Genomic DNA, 17,991 nt, shown 5'->3' with positions numbered 1-17,991 from the left:
GTTGGAACGGATTTTGCTTAGTTTATAAGTGTTACATCACTCAACACTCAGGAGGATTCGATGACTATCATAAAAGATCTTGAATTTATTTTTGATCAGCACCCATCTCCTCTGATTACACTCAACGATAAGGGTCGAGTGGTTCGCATTAATCCTGCAACCAAGTTTGCCCTCGGATGGTCCGAAGAAGACGTTCTCGGGCAAGCCATTACCGGCTTAATGACCAAACTGGATCAGCAAGAAAAATATGCCTGCAAGAACGTCGTCTTCTCCACTCGTCACCTTGACGGTTCGTCCATAGCCATCCTGCAGGGAGAAACTCAAAAAACGAAAGACACCCTGACGAACCAATATCACTTTTCCGATATTATACAAGACGATCCCCATATGAGAGAAACCATCGCCATTGCCCAGAAGGTCGCTAGGATTGATATCAGTCTGCTCATTAACGGGGAAAGCGGAACGGGAAAAGAGCTTTTCGCCCAATCCATTCACGGGGCAAGCCCACGTGCAGACAAGTCCTTCATTGCCCTCAATTGCAGCGCTATCCCAGAAAGTCTGTTAGAAAGTGAACTGTTTGGTTATGAGAAAGGCGCCTTTACGGGCGCGAAGAGCAACGGACAAGCCGGAAAATTTGAAGCAGCCAACGGAGGAACCCTCTTCTTAGACGAGATTGGAGATATGCCCTTAACGGCACAAGCCACCTTACTTCGCGTGTTACAGGAGCGTTGCGTGACTCGGATTGGCGGCATCTCGCCGAGACCGATTGATGTCCGAATCATTGCTGCTACACACAAGGACCTGCAAAAAGAAATTGAAGCTGGACGCTTCCGTGCCGACTTATACTTTCGTTTAAATGGCTTCAACTTAAAGCTGCCAGCCTTGCGGGATCGGCAAGACTTAATTCTGCTGGCGGAGCATGTCTTGTCCAAGCTGCCCTTCCTGCGGGAAAAAGCCGTTCTACAAGACGACGCCCAACAGTTTATTTTGAGCCACACCTGGTCCGGGAATTTTAGAGAGCTTCAAAATGTCCTACAACAAGCTGCTCTTCTTGCCGATGGCCAGCCGATCACAAGGTCTCTTCTTCAGTCGATTTGCTGCCCGCAAGTGGAATCGGTTGCAATAGAACCTGTCACAAGCATCAAAGAACATGAGCTGCAGCTTATAGAGCAGGTACTAAAACAAACCAATGGCAACATCAGCCGGGCGGCCAAGATGTTAAATATCGGCCGAAACACGCTTTATCGGAAGTTGAATGCGATTTCAACCTTTGCCTAAGGGGACCCTTACGGGTCCTTTATTTTCTTATCGTCTTCAACTACAGATAGCAATTCTAATTCCTGTATTCGTTTACTCAATCTTTTATTTTCTTCTAGCAAATAATTTGCTTTAGCTGAATAATATGGATCGCTTTCCCACCAATTTAGCCCAATTTCCCTCGCTTTATCTACGGAAGCAACTAATAATCGAATCCTAATTGTAAGCAGATCTACATCGGCTAAAGAAATTTTGATGTCTCCTGCAATAACAACACCTTTGTCTAATATTTTTTCCAACACTTCCAATAGGTTACTCGATTGTGATGTTGATTGAATGGCCATACCTACAACAGCTTCCCCAGCGGACCTAGATCAATATTTAATTCTTCCTCTTCCAATCCGAAGATAAGCTTTAACTCAAGCATTTTTTCCTCTAGCCTCATCAAGGTTAAGCCTAGTTGTTCTATTTGATCTTCTGAGAGAGATCCTTGGTCTATTCTTCGCAATGCCTGCCGTTCCAATAACTGCCGAAGTAGTTCTATTATGGTTAACACTAACTTTGCCAATCCCTGCTCCACGCTTTTACTCTCAAGTTTGATCCGACTCATATTGTTTCATCACCGTCTCAATCGTTGAAATAAGTAATCTCAAATCAATAATAATTAGATCGATGTCCGCAATTGATATGATCAATTCCCCAGTTAGTACCGCTCCTTTATCAATAATCCCATCTAGCAGGTCCAACAAAGTAAGGTCTTCATTAAAATGACCCTCTACCAACTTTAAGAGACCCCCTTTTGATGCTTAGAAAAATGATAAGGCGGCCAAGGGCCTGATATCTCCAAACTCCATCCAAGTTCTGCTAAAAGGGTTTTCTTTTCAATCACCCTCTCTAAAAATTGACTCGAACAATCCTTATGGACGAGGTAATCATAATTAAAAAGCATCTCTTCCTCTCGAAGAGTTACCTCTTTACCCCAGTTCTTTCGGATGAGGGAATCGGTCGCCCAACCTAAAAGGTCCTGATGGACAACTTCCCATCTTCTCCATTGTTCTTTTTCCAATTCGGCTTTAAAAATCGCTTCGAGTTTTTTCTGCATTATATATTTTTTTCCAGCCGACATGCCACGCAGTTTGCCTTGATAATCCTCTACGACGGGATTATGCTGCCTAACATAAGCTTTAAATCTATCTAGGTTACAGAATAGTTTGAGGTTCCACTCCTCTTTTTGCTCAAGATAAGCTAATCTTTCTACCAGTTCTTCATATTTTTGGTCCATCGTCTCAATCAGATTGTTCCGATTGGAGAATACAGTACAAAAGGTCATTGGGAAGACGGTAAAGAGCTTATGAAAGAGTGCAATACACTCATGATGGTGCAGGGCTTTTTCCCTCAGCCATTCGGTTTTTTTTATTAGCGTATCCACCTGTGCTTGTGAGAAATCGGTTGCATCCACTTCTGTAACGATAGCCGATATTTCCCTAATGGTTATCAAGTACCCTTTACTGTGATCTATACCACTGAATACAGGAATATCGGTTTGTTTTGTTTCTTTTGTTGGAATCAGTCCATACATGTATATGGACCGCGCAAGGGTGCTCAAGACGTACTCCTCCTCCCTATGACTTTTCCCGATCTTTCGCCTTTTTATATCTCTGAAGCAACTCTTGTTCCTTTTGTTGATATAAGTTCTGGGCGATTTCCCCGTTTTCGTACATCATATGCAGTTGGATCAGTTGTTGCTGCAGTTTTTGAATGTTATATAACTCATTCTCTGCTTCCTCTTGAACTTTTTCACCAAGAACAAGTAGTGCCCGTATCGGTAACGTAAAAAGTTTGTGTATCATGAGCTACCTTCTATTTTGAGCCGTATATTAACAAAATTGTAGGCGGGCCAAGGCCCACTATACTTAAAAACCACTTTGCCCTCCCACTCCTCAAATAGACTATTAACTTTTTCATCAAATTCCTTTTCTAAATTGCGATCAATGAGGAAAGCAGCATTGAGGAGCATTTTTTCAGAAAGTACATCGTTTAGCTTTGAAGATTCAGCAAGTACCGATAAGGGAACATAAATGTCTGTCTCCACCTTGCTTCGAAGAGACAGGAAAAACTTTTGCGCCAGTTCCCCCATTGTGATTCTGTCATAAAATGCCCCAGCAGACTGTAGCGTTCCTTTGCCACTCCATTTTTTAAATGTGGGATCCTTTTGCCATTCTTCTTGCAACCAGTGCTCCTCTGCCACTATTTTTAATCCAACCTCGATTTTATTCTCTAAATGAGGCAACAACTCTCGAAGTTGTTCGTAAAGATGCTCTGTTATATAAAGCGCATTCTTTTCATCATGAAAAACATTCCCGAAACTCATGGGTACCACGGCATGCTTTTCCATCACTTTAGCTATGACTTTCTGATGAGCCATTAAATTTTCTCTGGTCGGCAAGACTTCCTGGTCAACTTGACAGACCGCTAACGCAATGTCTTTGTATCGAAGGCTAAAAACGGGGGTTTCATTGCCATTCAATATGGCTGTGCCAAAGGCTTCCGGAACATCAGCCTGAAAAGCACAAAAAACATAGATACCGGGTATCTCGCTCATTTTACTCTTCCTTTCTTTATCCGATTAAGCTGTTGGAGGATATATCTCTTGATTGATAATTTATCCATATGCTGATGAGAACGGGCCATGGGTACCCAAAGCATATCTGTGCATAACATACGAAATTGCTCGTCTTTCGGGTGAATCGTTATCTTAGACTTCTTGGCAATCGTCGCTATCATAAGAGAAGTTCGAATACTTGGACCTTGCTTATTCTCTTCCATACAGGCAGTACGAATTTTAGAAACAATAGCTGCAATAAATTGGACTTCTTCTAAACTTAATTCCGTCTTATGTCTAATAATTTCCACCTCGGTCTCTAAATCGCAGTAATCTAAATCGATTGTAATTAAACGGTCAAGCAGAGCATCCTGCGTCTGATGAACACCTGCATACTCTTCGGGATTACTTGTGAATATGGCTTTAAATTGGGGATGTACTGGAATGTGGGACTCCGTGGGGTTTCCATAAAGAGGTAGTACTTTCTCTTCTAAGACGGAAAGAAATATATTGTTCGTTTCAGGCCTTGAACGGGTAAATTCATCAATAATTAGAGTGTGACCCTTCTTGACTGCTTCTGTTAATTTTCCATGAATCCACAAAGGCTTGATTTCCTGCTCTTTTTTTAGGACGGAATGGATATAATTATCTATTGTTTCCTTTTTAGACACTCCATAGTTTCCACCAAGTAAATCCTTGTTGGTCAATTCGTCGTTTCCCCGAATGATTGTCACCGGGCGCTCTAGCTGCTCCGCAATATAGATGGCAAGGCTTGTTTTGCCAACACCCGTTGGCCCAACAAAGTGAATCGGAAAACCGGCGGCAAGATATTGAAGTGACCGGTCCGTTATGGCCTTGAAAAAAGGAGTTTGAATAAATAAGCTACTCACCTTGCTCTATTCTCCTTCCGAAAAAATAAGAAATGAAAGCCAAGGCTTCCCATAGCCTTGGCTCTTTGGATATTAAACTGTTTCTGTTTCAGGCTCAGGTGTAAGCAGACCCACTGCTTCCGCATACTTAAGCCAACAATCCACACTTGCAATGACGACTCGAGCCTCAACTGTAAGAAGTTCAATTCCCACCAAGGATACGCGCGCCCAAACATCAATGACGACACCCTTATCAAGAATTCGATCAACAACTTCCGCTAAACTCGACGAGTCCACACTTTTTTGAATGGAGGCCATTCTTTTCCCCCCTTTCACCGGTTCTGACCAAGGGGATATAGAATTATCGTATTCTCAAGATGGGCTAGGTGTCACTTGGTGTGACCTTGGACAGTATACTTTACTATATGTCACGTAACAGGAGTTTGAACTAGACGTTATGACCGTCTACTATTCTTGATGAAACTCTATGAAACTAGCTGATTTTTTATTTTTACTAGAAAATAGGACTTTTGCTTAGAACATGTCTATTCTCCATTTCATAGATTAGTATAAGGGATAACCCTAAAACTATTGTTACACCAGAAAGGAGGAACACCATGGACATTAATCTTGTGACCATTGTACTTGTGCTTCTGCTCCTGGTAGCTTTACTTGTAGCCGTACTTCTTGGTACGCCAGAGCAGCGTGAAACGATAGTAGGCTGTATTCGAGAACTGTTGGGCATCGCTTAATAAAACCGAAGTTTGATAGATTCCCATAGGAGAACCTAGCTCATCTTCTATGGGACTTTTCTTATGGTAGGTAGTAGTTGATTTTAATTTCAGGCTAAAACGATATAAACGGCGTTACCATACACTAACATCATCAGGAGGTGAATCCAATAATGAAAAATGAACAAGAGTTTAAGGATACCGTAAATGAACTAATTAAGAATGAAAAACCCGTTGATATCAATGGCATTATGAAGCTTGCTACGAATCTTTTAATGGAAGATAAGGTTAAAAGCACCGTATCAGAGCTTATGAAGCTTGGCACCAGCACGGAAAAGAAGCCAGTAGAAGAACCTAATCCTATGAATTCTCTTCTCCATGAGGTACTCTATCTAAAGTTAGAATTACAAGAAATCAAGAAGCAAAACGAAGAGCTTCGAAATCTAATTCAGGAGCTAAGAAAAACAATAACCACTAGTAGGCAACGCAGATATTCCTAGATTAAAAAAGCCAAACCTTGAGTGGTTTGGCTTTTTTATCCTTATAGATTTTTACGCGCTTCCTGAATCGCTTGAACATATTGCTTGGCCGTTTCTGTAATCGAAGCAAAATCACCGGCAGCAATCGCCTTGGCATTGACAAGATTTCCGCCCACGCCTACCGCAACAACGCCTGCATCAATAAAGGACGCCACATTTTCTAAGTTCACTCCGCCTGTTGGGATAATTGGAATATGAGCAAAAGGGCCTTTGACGTCTTTAATGTACTTGACACCTAAACCTGTTGCTGGGAAGACCTTGACCATGTCCGCACCAAGCTCCATCGCTTGGATCATTTCCGTTGGTGTCATCACGCCTGGAACTACAATTTTTCCGTAGCGTAACGCCGTACGGATCACATCCGGGTGTAAGCTAGGACTAAAGACAAATTCCGCCCCCTGCTGAATGGCTAAACGAGCGGACTCGCTGTCTAATACCGTCCCTGCACCCACAATGGCTCGACCTTTCAGCGTGCGAGAAAGCGTTTGAATGGCTGCGAAAGAATCTGGATGATCCACAGTGATTTCCAGTGCCGTTACACCACCTTCTACTAAAGCCAGCCCCACTTGCTCCATGCTCTCTAAAGGCACCTTTCGGATAACCGCTACAACACCACTTTCTAAAAGCTTCTGTAGATTGACTAATTTCTCAAACATCATTCATTCCTCCCGTTATCTTAAAATTTGTGCTTTTGCATTCGGATCCACTTGTGACCAAAACGGATATCCTTCAACATCTCCTGGTACGGTTAAAGCAAAGGCTCCGATCCGGTTTCCGAGGCGAACAGCCTCCGTATAAGACCAACCGCGCAGAAGTCCCGAAAGAAAACCCGCAGCAAAGCCATCTCCAGCCCCTACGGTATCCACGATCTGTTTAACCGGGTAGCCAGCTACATACTCTTGCTGTTCAGGAGTGGCATAGAACGCTCCCTGTTCTCCTAGCTTTAACACCACAGCCTGTGCTCCATTGCGCAATAAGGCTGCAGCAATACGTTCCGGCTCGGTCTCACCTGTCAGGATTTCTCCTTCCTCGATGCCCGGCATCACGATATCGCAGCGGCTAGCCAAGTCCATCAGCACTTCCTTTGCCTCTTCTTTACTCCATAGCTTCAGGCGAATGTTAGGATCAAATACCACTTTAAGCCCATGCTTCCTCGCGATCTCAATGGCCCGGTAAGCCGTTTCCCTGCAGGATGGACTCAGGGCAGGAAGTATGCCTGTCAAATGCAGAATTTTCGCTTGAGCAATATAAGCTTCATCGAGCATTTCCGGCGTCATTTGGCTAGCAGCGGACCCTTTACGGTAAAAGTAGATCTTAGGGTCTTGTGCGGCTTGGCGCTCCTTAAAGAAAACGGCAGTCGGATAAGCCGTATCATAAGTTACACGGGAAATGTCTATCCCTTCCCCCCGAATGAACTGACGGATATACAAGCCAAACTCATCTTCACCGAGTCGGCTAATCCAGCCTGTTTCATGTCCTAGACGAGAAAGAGCGATCATTACGTTCGACTCTGCTCCTCCTACGGTTTTCTCAAATTGACTGGCAAAGCGCAAAGGTCCAACATTATTGGGTACAAAGAGAACCATGGTCTCTCCTATTGTTACAACGTCCATTCGCAACCCCCTAATTAACAACGTTATTATTCTTAAATATAAAGAAGAAATCCCGATTTTTCAATACTTTATATTGATTATTTTATTTAGCGATGAAATCGTTTAAAATGTAATTATTACTTTGTTCGCGGAGGCACCCTATGAGTATTACAATAAAAGACATTGCTCGCCTGGCCGGTGTAAGCTATTCAACCGTATCTAAAGCTTTAAACGACAGCCCCTTAGTACAACCGAAAACAAAAGAGAAAATACTAAGCGTAGCCAAACAGCTCGGGTATCAGCCCAACCTCGCTGCGAAGAGGCTTGTATCCAAGAAAAGTCATATTATCGGTATCGCTTGGCCCACCATTGAACGTCAAGCCTGGTCTACTTTAGTGACCATGATTAATGATCAGCTAGAACAGCTTTCTTATCATACCCTTTTATCAATCAATCCAGTTGAATCTGCTGTCTCTATCTTTAATCGTTTCCAGGTAGACGGAATTCTTGTCTTTCGAGAAGACAACACTGTAGAGAGAAGCACGGATATCCTGTCTTCCCCTGTACCACTCTTATTTTACGGGAGATCAAACCTATCGGTTTACCCCACCATTGATGTCAACCGGAGAAAAGCCATTTTCGTTTCGGTCCAGCATTTAGCTGAAAAAGGACACCAGAAGGTGGCCTACATCGGGGACTTATCCCAAACCGATATCACCCAACAGGAGAAGTTTATCGGGTTTAGCCAGGGTGTCATGCATTTTGGCCTTACAACACATCCCGAGATGACGATCAATACGGAGGGAAATAGCCCTAATAAGGGCTACGCAGCTTTTACACGGTTATTAAACTCTTCCTTTCAACCTACCGCAATCATTAGCGGAAGCTACGATATCACACTAGGTATCATGAGAGCGGCAAAAGAGTTGGGAATTCGAATTCCAGAAGAGTTGTCTCTCGTAAGCTATGATAACCTCCCACAGATGGCTAGCTTTGAGCCATCAATCACAGCTGTCGGGGCACCCGTAAAAGTCATCGCCCAGCAAATTGTTGAGACCATTTTAACAATGATTCAGGATCCAAAGGAACTGCCTTACTTTACTGAAATCGACATTGAATTGGTCGAACGGGAGTCAGTTGGTAGAAGAAAAGCCTAGTCTTCCTCGACTAGGCTTATATCCGCCGCATACACTAACCCTATTTGTTTTCTAACCTCATCCATAATCTCCATTACGATCATGGAATGAGTTTGAGAGTTCACACGAGATTCCAGTTCGCCTTGATTAATGAGTTCTACAAACTCCCGGGTCTCATAGACCATGGAGTGTGGCTCTTGAGGAACAGTTAGATCTTCTTTTGTCCCATCTCGGTAGAGTATTTCTACCTTCCCAGGCACATTGACTTTATCAAAGATTATGTTTCCCTTTTCTCCTTGGATTTCACAAGGCAAAAAAGAATGGGTAATCTTAGAATACATGATAACCGATTCCATGTCATCATATTTGAGAAGGATACTACCTTCCCCATCAACCCCAGATCCAAGCATAAAGGCATTCGCATGAACCTTCTTGGGCTTGCCGAACAACAAAACAGTGGAGTATACACCATACACACCGATATCCATAAGCGCCCCATTTGAAAAAATAGGGTTGAACGCATTGGGCATTGCCCCCGCCTTGAATGCATCATAGCGGGACGAATACTGGGAGTAGTGAATGACACTCCGGCGGACAGGCCCAATTTTATGCAAGTTTTGTCTGATCACGTGGAAATTCGGTACAAGCGTGGGTTTCATCGCTTCCATCAACAATACTTTATTTCGTTTAGCCGCTTCAACCATCCGGCTCAGCTCAGCTGCATTGGATGCCATAGGCTTTTCGCATAGAACATGCTTTCCATGGTTCATGCAAAGGACTGCCTGTTGCGCATGATAAGAATTGGGACTGGCAATATAAACAGCGTCTATCTCGTGACTTGTTGCCATGGCCTCAAGATTTGTAAAAGTATGTGCAATTCCATACTGGTGAGCAAATTCCAGCGCGCGTTCTTGTGTTCGAGAATAAACAGCTGTTAACGAGAAAGCATCAATCTGGCTTGCTGCTTTTATAAAATCTTCGGTTATTTTATTTGTACCAATCAGCCCAAAGCGCACCATGTTAGACTCCCTTTACAATTTAGTGAACCGCGACCTGAACCCCTTCTGTTTTGGCTGGGTTAGATCGTTTGATAAAGAACGACGCAACCCACGCTATCGCCACCAATCCAAAGGCCACTAAAAAGGCGCTTTTCATACCCGCCATCATCGCTAATACGGGCGCGTTTTCGGTGTTGCTGCCCGCCTTCTCCAAGAAAGTTCGTGCACCTGTTGTCATGATGGTGACAAGCAACGCAGTCCCAACCGCTCCCGACACCTGTTGAAGCGTACTGATAATTGCCGTTCCATGCGGGTACAACGGTGGCGGCAACTCGTTTAGAGCATTTGTCATAACCGGCATCATGATCATGGAAATTCCTAGCATAAACAGGGTATTAAGGACCAGGATAAAGTTATACGATGTCGACACGGTGATAAATGCGAACTGAGATAAAGTAATCCCCATTAACCCCAAACCGACAATCGCTAGCCACTTTGCACCAAATTTATCAAATAAACGACCCGTAATGGGAGACATGATCCCCATCACAATGCCGCCTGGCAGCATAACTAATCCCGCTTCCAGCGGACTATAAGACAAAGCATTCTGCAGGAAAATTGGCAAAAGCATCATGGCCGAGAACATAGCCATCATGACGATCATCATTATCATCGTTGAAATGCGAAATACTCCATACTTAAAGGTCCGCAAATCCAGCAATGGTTGCTCTAATGTCAACTGTCTCCATGTAAACAAGGCTAAAGCTACCACTCCGATACAGATCGGAAGAATAACGCCGGCGCTCGACCAGCCACCATGCCCCTCCCCTGCACTGCTGAATCCATACACGATGCCCCCGAAACCGAGCGTAGATAAAGAAAGAGATAATAAATCTATCCTAGGTCTTGTCGTCTCCGTTACATTTTCGAGCTTCTTATAGGCAAAAGCGATAACAAATAAGGCAATCGGCAACACTCCATAAAAAAGAACTCTCCAGCTATAATGTTCCACAATAATTCCTGACAATGTAGGCCCTATCGCCGGGGCAAACGTGATCACAATCCCAATCGTTCCCATCGCTGATCCTCGTTTATGAAGAGGGACAAGAGCAAACACCACGTTCGTTAACAATGGAAACATCAAACCCGTTCCTGCAGCTTGAAGCATCCTTCCTAACAATAACGTAGCAAAACCCGGGGAAATCCCAGCTACTAAGGTACCCACCGTAAATAATCCCATCGCTGACAAAAACAGAGTCCGAGTTGTAAAACGTTGAATAAGATAAGCAGTCACAGGGATAAGCACCCCGATCACAAGTAAAAATCCTGTCGTTAGCCACTGCGCCTGCCCAGGAGCAATCCCTACTTCATCCATAATTTTAGGCATTGCCACATTAAGCAACGTTTCATTCAAAATGGCCACAAACACACCAAGAATCATCACTATAATCACAATCAGGGTTTGTTTGTTGCCAAACATCCCACCGTTATCTTTTGTATCTATTTGGTTTTCCACTTTTCTTTCTCCTCTCTCCTAAAAACAACCATGCCCTTTAGTATAAAACTTTGGCTTCTTCGGATCAATGGTGTTTACAGTTTGGATATGCCTGATTCTTACAGGCCAAACTAAGATATGACAAGGAGGGATATTATGGTTAATGAAGAAGAGTGGGACTTAGATGCATCCGCAAGCGACGATGAATCCTTTGAAATCGAGATGTCACAGGACGATATGATCCGCATCCCCTTTTATCAGCATGGTCATACAGGGGAAGGAAACCATGTAAAAGGGATTCAGCCTCGAGATCGGAAATAATAGGTATCACACGAGGGCTTAGGGTACCGAATGACCGCGGTTCGTGCCCTGAACCGGGCGGATCGCTCGGATGAGGTGCCGAAAGACCGCGGTTCGTGCCCTGAACCGGGCGGATCCCTCGGATGAGGTACCGAAAGACCGCGGTTCGTGCCCTGAACCGGGCGGTTCGCTCGGATGAGGTACCGAAAGACCGTGGTTCGTGCCCTGAACCGGGCGGATGAGGTACCGAAAGACCGTGGTTCGTGCCCTGAACCGGGGCGGGTTTGAGGTATCATCCGCAGCCTATGATTACTCCATTTTGGAACTGAGGCTGGTTCGAGGTATCAAAACGCAGGCTATGATTACTCCATTTTGGAACTGAGGCTGGTTCGAGGTATCAAAACGCAGGCTATGATTACTCCATTTTGGAACTGAGGCTGGTTCGAGGTATCAAAACGCAGGCTATGATTACTCCATTTTGGAACTGAGGCTGGTTCGAGGTATCAAAACGCAGGCTATGATTACTCCATTTTGGATCTGAGGCGGGTTCGAGGTATCATACCCAGGCTATGATTACTTCATTTTGGATCTGAGGCGGGTTCGAGGTATCAAAACGCAGGCTATGATTACTCCATTTTGGATCTGAGGCGGGTTCGAGGTATCATACCCAGGCTATGATTACTTCATTTTGGATCTGAGGCGGGTTCGAGGTATCATACTCCTACACGGGATTTGAATACTTCATTTCTTTAAAGCCCCCATCAGAGCTCCCCACCGTTTTCATGCCCTCATTCCGCTCCGATGACGTCCCCATTTGAACGGCCCACCGTTTTCATGCCCTCGCTGAGCTCTTTCACTCCCCTTTCACCCGCCCTAAATGCTTCAAGATCCTCAAACAAGAAATATCCTTCTTCTTCGATTCAAGCATCACATCGAATGAATGATCCCCCATCACAGCGAGCAGCTCATCAAGGTCTTCTTCGAAGACGAAATCATGATGCGCTGTATCCGTCGGAGAGGTTTTTCCGGAGCTGATATGGACTTTAGGTCTTCTCACGTGTCCCCAAGACTGTATGACCTTCGGCAGCAGCTCAGTAAGTGGCAGACTTGAGGGGTTGCACCGGTGGTGGTGGATATCAAAGATGATTGGAATGGGTGGCGAGTGCCCATAACTAACCTCCACCACATCCTGAAGATTATAGGTTTTGTCATCGTTTTCTAGACAAAGGAGCTTCAGAATGCTAGGATCCAGCTCACGATAGTGGTGAAGAAATCTCTTTTTCGCCGCTTCTTTATCGCCATACGCGCCCCCAACGTGCAAAACAATCACATCGCCATCCAGTAATTCCATTAATCTTGCATGGTACTCCAAGTCCCAGATAGAGCGTTGCAATACCTCAGCGTTAGGCGTTGTCAGTAGGGTAAATTGGCCTGGGTGGACGGTTAGGCGGAGTTGGTGCTGGCTTTTAAGCTGTTTAATCTCAGCCGCAATCTCTAGTACTTCAGAATCCTCCCACCATCTCCAGGAGTGGATAGGGTGACTGCCAAAAGGTACAAGATTGCTGGTTACCCGGTATAATCCAATACCGTGTTCAATGTTCCACTTCACAATTTTAAGAACCTCTCCCAGATTATGCAGGGTCAGCTCCTTGACTTTTTCCACGCCTTCGGTTTCCACCGTTTGCAGCCTGCATGTACGAAACTTGCTTGGGATCGATAAATTAATACTTGCGTAGCCTAGCCTCACAAGGTACACCTCATTTTCCGGATTGCTACCTGGTTTGAGTATAGTAACCAATCAGTATATTATAGAACAAAAGTATATAGAAAAGGACATCATCATCTCATGCCTACATTTATTATCATTGGCGCAGGCATCTTAGGGGCTTCTACTGCCTATCAATTAGCCAAACGGGGGGCCTCCGTCACTATTGTTGATCGCAGAGAAAAAGGACAAGCCACGGATGCGGCTGCAGGAATTATTTGCCCCTGGATTTCCCAGCGGCGCAATCAAGCCTGGTACCAACTGGCAAAGGCTGGGGCGCGGTTCTATCCGGGCTTAGTAGAGGAGCTTGAACGAGCAGGGGAAACCTATACGGGGTATGCCCGCGTAGGTGCGCTAGCTCTCCACGAAGACCCAGATAAGCTGCTCAAAATGCAAAAACGAACACTTCTGCGCAAGGAGGACGCGCCAGAGATTGGGACCATTACACCACTTCAAGTAGAAGACATCAGTCCCCTATTCCCTCCTCTCGCAACTAAATATACAGGGTTATGGGTTGAAGGAGCTGCACGAGTGGACGGCCGGGCACTCTGCAACGCTCTTCTGCGTGCTGCTCAAAAAGCAGGAGCTACTTTTATACAAGGAGATGCTAGCCTTGAATACCGAGACCGGCAGGTAACTGGCGTGAAGGTGGGAGAGGACGTATTCGACGCAGATACCGTTATTGCTTGCGCTGGTGCCTGGGCAAAGCCTCTACTTCAACCGTTAGGTATCCAGTTTCAAGTTACCTACCAAAAAGCACAAATTATCCACTTAGAATTGCCCCACACCGAGACAGACCATTGGCCTGTGGTCATGCCTCCGGGCAGCCAATATTTGTTGGCGTTTGAGGATCAAAGAGTGGTTGTTGGGGCAACTCACGAGGATATCGAGGCATTCGATACCCGAATTACACCAGGTGGTCTCCAAGAAGTGCTCAGCAATGCACTAGATGCAGCTCCGGGTTTAGCAGATAGCACTTTTTTAGAAGCAAGAGTGGGTTTTCGCCCGTTCACTCCGGGTTTTCTCCCCGTTATCGGGGCCTTGCCAGGTTGGGATGGCATTCTCGTAGCTAACGGCTTGGGAGCATCCGGTCTAACCATGGGTCCTTTTTTAGGGTACCAACTTGCTAAGCTTGCTTTAGGACTGGAGTTAGACATTGAATTAGGATTGTATGACGTCGGAGGAGCCTTAGAAATTACATCGTAGGGAAAAGAGGGTCCCCAGCCCTAACAGGTGGGAAGATCCCTCTTTATCTTTCTAAAAACCATTTATCCTCGGCTCGTTAATTGCAGAATTTGATGAATATCTTCGTTTAAATTACGCATTTCATCTGGATCTAAAACCAGGGGAACAGCATCTCGTAAGGTAACAATCATATGTTCTTCCCCTAATTCCAGCGCCTTAGAAACTTGATTGGACATCTCTCTAATCTGATGGCCATCCCAAACCGATTGCGTAGTTACGCTCTTGATGCGAGAGACAGTAAGCTCCTGGCTGCCATTATCCCATAGTCCCTGCAGAATTTGTCCATTGAACTGCTGAGTCATCGTCTCTTTCCTTTCCTTGGTTTTTAAGGCTTAGTATTATTGATTTCTACTCAACTATTCATCAAGTGTCGTATTCACCCGGCCTGCCCCATAGAATGAAAGGAATGGTCCAACACAACCAAGCTTTAGAGAGGGGTGGAACCAGTTGTTTGATCTTCCGCTAGAGCACCCTGTTATCATTTTTGCTTTAGCTATGACCATTTTCCTTTTGACTCCAATGTTGATGCGGCCACTGAAAATACCTGGGATCATTGGTCCCATACTTGCCGGGATTGTGATCGGACCACATGGATTCGGACTGCTTCAACGAGATGCTACGATTGAACTGCTTGGGACGGTCGGATTATTATTTATTATTTTTATCGCTGGATTAGAAATGGATATCGACGGATTCCGAAAATATCGTGACCGCAGTATATGGTTTGGGCTCATGTCTTTCATGTTCCCTCTCTTAATCGGAACGGGAATTGGGCTGACGCTCGACTACAGTCTCGCCGCCTCGATTTTGCTCGGCTCGATATTAGGCTCCCACACCTTACTGGGTTATCCGATCGCGAGTCGGCTAGGGGTGTCTAAGAATAAGGCGGTAACAACGGCTGTCGGAGGAACACTGCTTACCGATACCTTAGCGCTCATTGCCCTTGCCTTGATCACTGGTGCTGCCAACGGAAACCTAACCTGGGGCTTTCTTCTCACTTTGTTCCTTTCATTAACTCTGTTTGTTGCCGTGATCACGGTGGGTGTTCCCCTGCTAACCAAATGGTTTTTTCGGAACACGACACAAGATGGATCTACCATCTTTACGTTTGTGATCGTCATGCTATTCCTTTCTGCTTTTCTTGCAATTGTGGCAGGAGTTCAACCGATTATCGGCGCATTTTTAGCTGGCTTAGCCTTAAATCGTCTTGTATTTAGCCATGGACCGTTGATGAATCGTATTCGATTCACGGCAAACGCCCTATTTATCCCTTTCTTCCTACTCTCCGTCGGGATGCTCATGGACTTGAAAGTACTATTTGGCAGTCCTAAAGCCTGGCTCTTAACCTTTCTCATCTTATCTGGGGTCATCATCGGAAAATATCTTGCCTCTTGGGTTGCGTACAAAATCTACAACTATAGCCGGGATGAGTTGCATATTACCTTTGGTCTAACCATTCCGCAAGCTGCAGCTACCCTTGCTGCTACTTTAGTAGGCTATAATACGGGATTATTGGATCAAGCCACTGTTAATGCCGTGATCATTAAAATTTTGATTACGTGTATTCTAGGTCCCTATCTGGTAGAAAAACTCGGGAGAAAAATCTCCTTCCAGGAAGAGCAAAAGCCTTACACCAAATCGGAGGCCCCTGAAAGAATTATGATTCCGATTACATCTCCTCGCTCTATGGAAGCTTTACTTGATCTCGCCTTTATCTTGCGCCACCATTCCAGCCAAGACCAACCTCTCTATCCTCTATCCGTCGTCAAAAGCCGTTCCTCACGAGTCGAAGGAAAAGTCGAAAACGCGGAGAAGCTACTAGGTCATGCTATGCAATACGCCTCAGGCGCTGATGTGCCCATTAAGCTTTTAACCCGAGTAGATCATAATATCGCCAATGGAATCGTAAGAGCGGTAACGGAAGAAAGAATTACAACGATTATCGCGGGGTGGAATGCTGAGCTTTCCACGCCTCATCGAATATTTGGCAGCGTATTAGACCAATTCGTGGATCAAACTACCCAAACCGTCCTGATCGCTAAGTTAGATCATCCACTTACCACAATAAAACGAATCCTTGCGGTATTTCCAAAAGGAGTGCGTTATGCCTATGGCTTTAGAGAATCTCTTGCTCGACTTCAAGCCATGGCTGTCGAACTTGGTGCCTCCCTGCATTGCTTGACAATGGAGGAGAAAATACAGGACTTTGAGGATTACTTATCGCAAAATAAAAACCAGCCTCCTACTCATATCGAATATGTACCCGGCTGGAAATCTCTTTACACCCAAGATTTCATCCTTCCTAATCCTGACAACCTTATCATCGTAATAAGCGCACGAGCTGGAACCGTGGCTTGGCATCCAGAGCTTGAGGAACTGCCCAAGAAGCTCGCAAAGAAAAAAATAAATAGCTTCATTATCTATTACCCTATGGAAGAACGAGAAACAGACGAACGGGGAACCTCGGGTACGGGCCTGCCCAAGGAAGTTCTGTTGAGACGAGATTTTTACCAATAGCATTAGCAAAAAGCTACTCTTAGGCAGAGTAGCTTTTTGCGTAATTTAGCTAACCAAGAAATATAAAAGTCCTGCAAGAGCGATCCGGTAAAGAGCAAAAGGAACAAGCTTAATTCTGTTAATTAGATTAAGGAAAAAACGGATCGAAATGAGCGCAAAGATAAAAGCGCTAATGAAACCAGCTAAGAAAAAAGGCACCGTGTCGAATGTGAAATGTTCCCAATGCTTTAAAAGCGAGAGTGCACTAGCTCCCAACATAATGGGTACAGCCATGATAAAGGTAAAGTCAGCAGATGCCCGATGGCTCAATCCAAGAATGACCCCACCGGATATCGTAGATCCAGAACGGGAAAAGCCGGGCCACAAGGCTAGACATTGAAATAACCCTATTGCGAAAGCTTGCTTGTAGCTGACTTGGTCAACATTTGTAACTTTGGGTTGAACAGGTCGAAAACGGTCAGCAGCGATCATCAACAGCGCCCCTATTACTAATCCAAAGATAACGGTGTGGATAGAAAATAAATACTCATCGATAAAGTCTTCAAACAAGAATCCAAGGATTATAGCTGGGAGCAAACCAACTACTATCGTCTCCAACTTCAGCCTAGATGGTCCTGAACGATCTTTAAGCCCCAGCAGTTCTCTGAAACGTTGCTTATAGACAATAACAACGGCTAGAATTGAGCCTAGTTGAATAACTACTTTGAACGTATTGGCTACCTCTTCAGAAAATAAGAGCTTGGATTGCAAAAAGAGATCGTCGACAATAATCATATGTCCTGTTGATGATACAGGCGCAAACTCCGTTAAACCCTCGACAACGCCTAAAATGATGGCCACGACTATTTCCCACACGTGAAAATTCCACCCTCTCCAACCAACCTTCTATTTGTACAATAGTACTACTATAGTCGAATTGTAATCGAAAGGAAAGATTGTCCCACC

The 17,991-nt window shown here is 44.8% G+C and carries 23 protein-coding genes; 8 read left to right on the top strand and 15 right to left on the bottom strand.

Annotated features, from left to right (window positions below; genetic code table 11):
* Positions 1-60 precede the first annotated feature (60 nt).
* Entirely contained in the window at positions 61-1,278 is a 1,218-nt protein-coding gene (locus tag EIZ58_RS04085; protein ID WP_134699225.1) for a sigma-54 interaction domain-containing protein, read from the top strand.
* Positions 1,279-1,286: 8 nt separating this feature from the next.
* On the opposite strand, the gene EIZ58_RS04080 is transcribed toward EIZ58_RS04085, so the two are convergent.
* The 8 genes from EIZ58_RS04080 to gvpA form a co-directional block, all read right to left on the bottom strand.
* The gene (locus tag EIZ58_RS04080; protein WP_134699224.1) at positions 1,287-1,601 is read right to left on the bottom strand and encodes a gas vesicle protein; all 315 of its coding nucleotides are present in this window, start codon (positions 1,599-1,601) and stop codon (positions 1,287-1,289) included.
* Positions 1,602-1,603: 2 nt separating this feature from the next.
* On the bottom strand, positions 1,604-1,867 hold the full coding sequence (locus tag EIZ58_RS04075) for a gas vesicle protein K (protein ID WP_134699223.1): 264 nt from the start codon (positions 1,865-1,867) through the stop codon (positions 1,604-1,606).
* Complete coding sequence (gene gvpJ / locus EIZ58_RS04070) at positions 1,848-2,039, bottom strand: gas vesicle protein GvpJ (RefSeq protein ID WP_134699222.1); 192 nt, start codon at positions 2,037-2,039, stop codon at positions 1,848-1,850. The genes EIZ58_RS04075 and gvpJ overlap by 20 nt, the downstream gene beginning before the upstream one ends.
* Positions 2,040-2,041: 2 nt before the next feature.
* Positions 2,042-2,863 carry a GvpL/GvpF family gas vesicle protein gene (locus tag EIZ58_RS04065; protein ID WP_134699221.1) on the bottom strand — a complete coding sequence of 274 codons (822 nt, stop codon included), beginning with the start codon at positions 2,861-2,863 and terminating at the stop codon, positions 2,042-2,044.
* Positions 2,864-2,879: 16 nt separating this feature from the next.
* Positions 2,880-3,107: a gas vesicle protein GvpG gene (locus EIZ58_RS04060; RefSeq protein ID WP_134699220.1), complete on the bottom strand. Its 228-nt coding sequence runs from the start codon at positions 3,105-3,107 to the stop codon at positions 2,880-2,882.
* Entirely contained in the window at positions 3,104-3,859 is a 756-nt protein-coding gene (locus EIZ58_RS04055; protein ID WP_134699219.1) for a GvpL/GvpF family gas vesicle protein, read from the bottom strand. Before EIZ58_RS04055 ends, EIZ58_RS04060 begins: the two co-directional genes overlap by 4 nt.
* Positions 3,856-4,749: a gas vesicle protein GvpN gene (gene gvpN, locus EIZ58_RS04050; protein ID WP_134699218.1), complete on the bottom strand. Its 894-nt coding sequence runs from the start codon at positions 4,747-4,749 to the stop codon at positions 3,856-3,858. Before gvpN ends, EIZ58_RS04055 begins: the two co-directional genes overlap by 4 nt.
* Positions 4,750-4,821: 72 nt before the next feature.
* Positions 4,822-5,046 carry a gas vesicle structural protein GvpA gene (gvpA, locus tag EIZ58_RS04045; RefSeq protein ID WP_134699217.1) on the bottom strand — a complete coding sequence of 75 codons (225 nt, stop codon included), beginning with the start codon at positions 5,044-5,046 and terminating at the stop codon, positions 4,822-4,824.
* A gap of 299 nt (positions 5,047-5,345) precedes the next feature.
* On the opposite strand from gvpA, the gene EIZ58_RS34765 reads away from it, so the two are divergent.
* Together EIZ58_RS34765 and EIZ58_RS04040 are read left to right on the top strand one after the other, a co-directional pair.
* Positions 5,346-5,480 carry a hypothetical protein gene (locus EIZ58_RS34765; protein WP_255438182.1) on the top strand — a complete coding sequence of 45 codons (135 nt, stop codon included), beginning with the start codon at positions 5,346-5,348 and terminating at the stop codon, positions 5,478-5,480.
* Between the two features lie 152 nt (positions 5,481-5,632).
* The gene (locus EIZ58_RS04040; protein ID WP_134699216.1) at positions 5,633-5,959 is read left to right on the top strand and encodes a hypothetical protein; all 327 of its coding nucleotides are present in this window, start codon (positions 5,633-5,635) and stop codon (positions 5,957-5,959) included.
* 41 nt (positions 5,960-6,000) lie between these two features.
* Here the strand turns inward: EIZ58_RS04040 and EIZ58_RS04035 are convergent, their stop codons facing one another.
* Positions 6,001-6,654, bottom strand: coding sequence for a bifunctional 4-hydroxy-2-oxoglutarate aldolase/2-dehydro-3-deoxy-phosphogluconate aldolase (locus EIZ58_RS04035; RefSeq protein WP_134699632.1), 654 nt, complete (start codon positions 6,652-6,654; stop codon positions 6,001-6,003).
* A gap of 15 nt (positions 6,655-6,669) precedes the next feature.
* Entirely contained in the window at positions 6,670-7,611 is a 942-nt protein-coding gene (locus tag EIZ58_RS04030) for a sugar kinase (protein ID WP_134699215.1), read from the bottom strand.
* A 140-nt stretch (positions 7,612-7,751) separates the two neighbouring features.
* Here EIZ58_RS04030 and EIZ58_RS04025 point away from each other — a divergent pair, with 140 nt between their 5' ends.
* Positions 7,752-8,747 (top strand): LacI family DNA-binding transcriptional regulator, encoded by a 996-nt coding sequence (locus EIZ58_RS04025; RefSeq protein ID WP_134699214.1) that lies wholly within the window; start codon positions 7,752-7,754, stop codon positions 8,745-8,747.
* On the opposite strand, the gene EIZ58_RS04020 is transcribed toward EIZ58_RS04025, so the two are convergent.
* Together EIZ58_RS04020 and EIZ58_RS04015 are read right to left on the bottom strand one after the other, a co-directional pair.
* A complete protein-coding gene (locus EIZ58_RS04020; protein WP_134699213.1) occupies positions 8,744-9,745 on the bottom strand; it encodes a Gfo/Idh/MocA family protein in 1,002 nt (333 codons plus the stop codon). The genes EIZ58_RS04025 and EIZ58_RS04020 overlap by 4 nt on opposite strands.
* A gap of 19 nt (positions 9,746-9,764) precedes the next feature.
* Complete coding sequence (locus EIZ58_RS04015) at positions 9,765-11,204, bottom strand: MDR family MFS transporter (protein WP_167577529.1); 1,440 nt, start codon at positions 11,202-11,204, stop codon at positions 9,765-9,767.
* Between the two features lie 171 nt (positions 11,205-11,375).
* On the opposite strand from EIZ58_RS04015, the gene EIZ58_RS33055 reads away from it, so the two are divergent.
* Both EIZ58_RS33055 and EIZ58_RS33050 read left to right on the top strand, forming a co-directional pair.
* On the top strand, positions 11,376-11,540 hold the full coding sequence (locus tag EIZ58_RS33055; protein ID WP_167577479.1) for a hypothetical protein: 165 nt from the start codon (positions 11,376-11,378) through the stop codon (positions 11,538-11,540).
* A 217-nt stretch (positions 11,541-11,757) separates the two neighbouring features.
* A complete protein-coding gene (locus tag EIZ58_RS33050) occupies positions 11,758-11,901 on the top strand; it encodes a hypothetical protein (RefSeq protein WP_167577478.1) in 144 nt (47 codons plus the stop codon).
* 471 nt (positions 11,902-12,372) lie between these two features.
* Here the strand turns inward: EIZ58_RS33050 and uvsE are convergent, their stop codons facing one another.
* Complete coding sequence (gene uvsE, locus EIZ58_RS04010) at positions 12,373-13,266, bottom strand: UV DNA damage repair endonuclease UvsE (RefSeq protein ID WP_167577477.1); 894 nt, start codon at positions 13,264-13,266, stop codon at positions 12,373-12,375.
* A 99-nt stretch (positions 13,267-13,365) separates the two neighbouring features.
* Here uvsE and EIZ58_RS04005 point away from each other — a divergent pair, with 99 nt between their 5' ends.
* Entirely contained in the window at positions 13,366-14,490 is a 1,125-nt protein-coding gene (locus EIZ58_RS04005) for an NAD(P)/FAD-dependent oxidoreductase (protein ID WP_134699211.1), read from the top strand.
* Positions 14,491-14,552: 62 nt separating this feature from the next.
* Here EIZ58_RS04005 and EIZ58_RS04000 read toward each other — a convergent pair whose 3' ends face one another.
* Entirely contained in the window at positions 14,553-14,831 is a 279-nt protein-coding gene (locus EIZ58_RS04000; RefSeq protein WP_134699210.1) for a hypothetical protein, read from the bottom strand.
* A 145-nt stretch (positions 14,832-14,976) separates the two neighbouring features.
* On the opposite strand from EIZ58_RS04000, the gene EIZ58_RS03995 reads away from it, so the two are divergent.
* Positions 14,977-17,046, top strand: a complete 2,070-nt coding sequence (locus tag EIZ58_RS03995) for a cation:proton antiporter (protein ID WP_134699209.1) — start codon at positions 14,977-14,979, stop codon at positions 17,044-17,046.
* A 45-nt stretch (positions 17,047-17,091) separates the two neighbouring features.
* Here EIZ58_RS03995 and EIZ58_RS03990 read toward each other — a convergent pair whose 3' ends face one another.
* A complete protein-coding gene (locus EIZ58_RS03990) occupies positions 17,092-17,901 on the bottom strand; it encodes an undecaprenyl-diphosphate phosphatase (protein WP_134699208.1) in 810 nt (269 codons plus the stop codon).
* Positions 17,902-17,991: the final 90 nt, after the last annotated feature.

Origin of the sequence: Ammoniphilus sp. YIM 78166 (genome assembly GCF_004522215.1) — a bacterium.
Lineage (GTDB): Bacteria > Bacillota > Bacilli > Aneurinibacillales > RAOX-1 > YIM-78166.
This window is presented reverse-complemented; position numbering and strand designations above follow the sequence as displayed.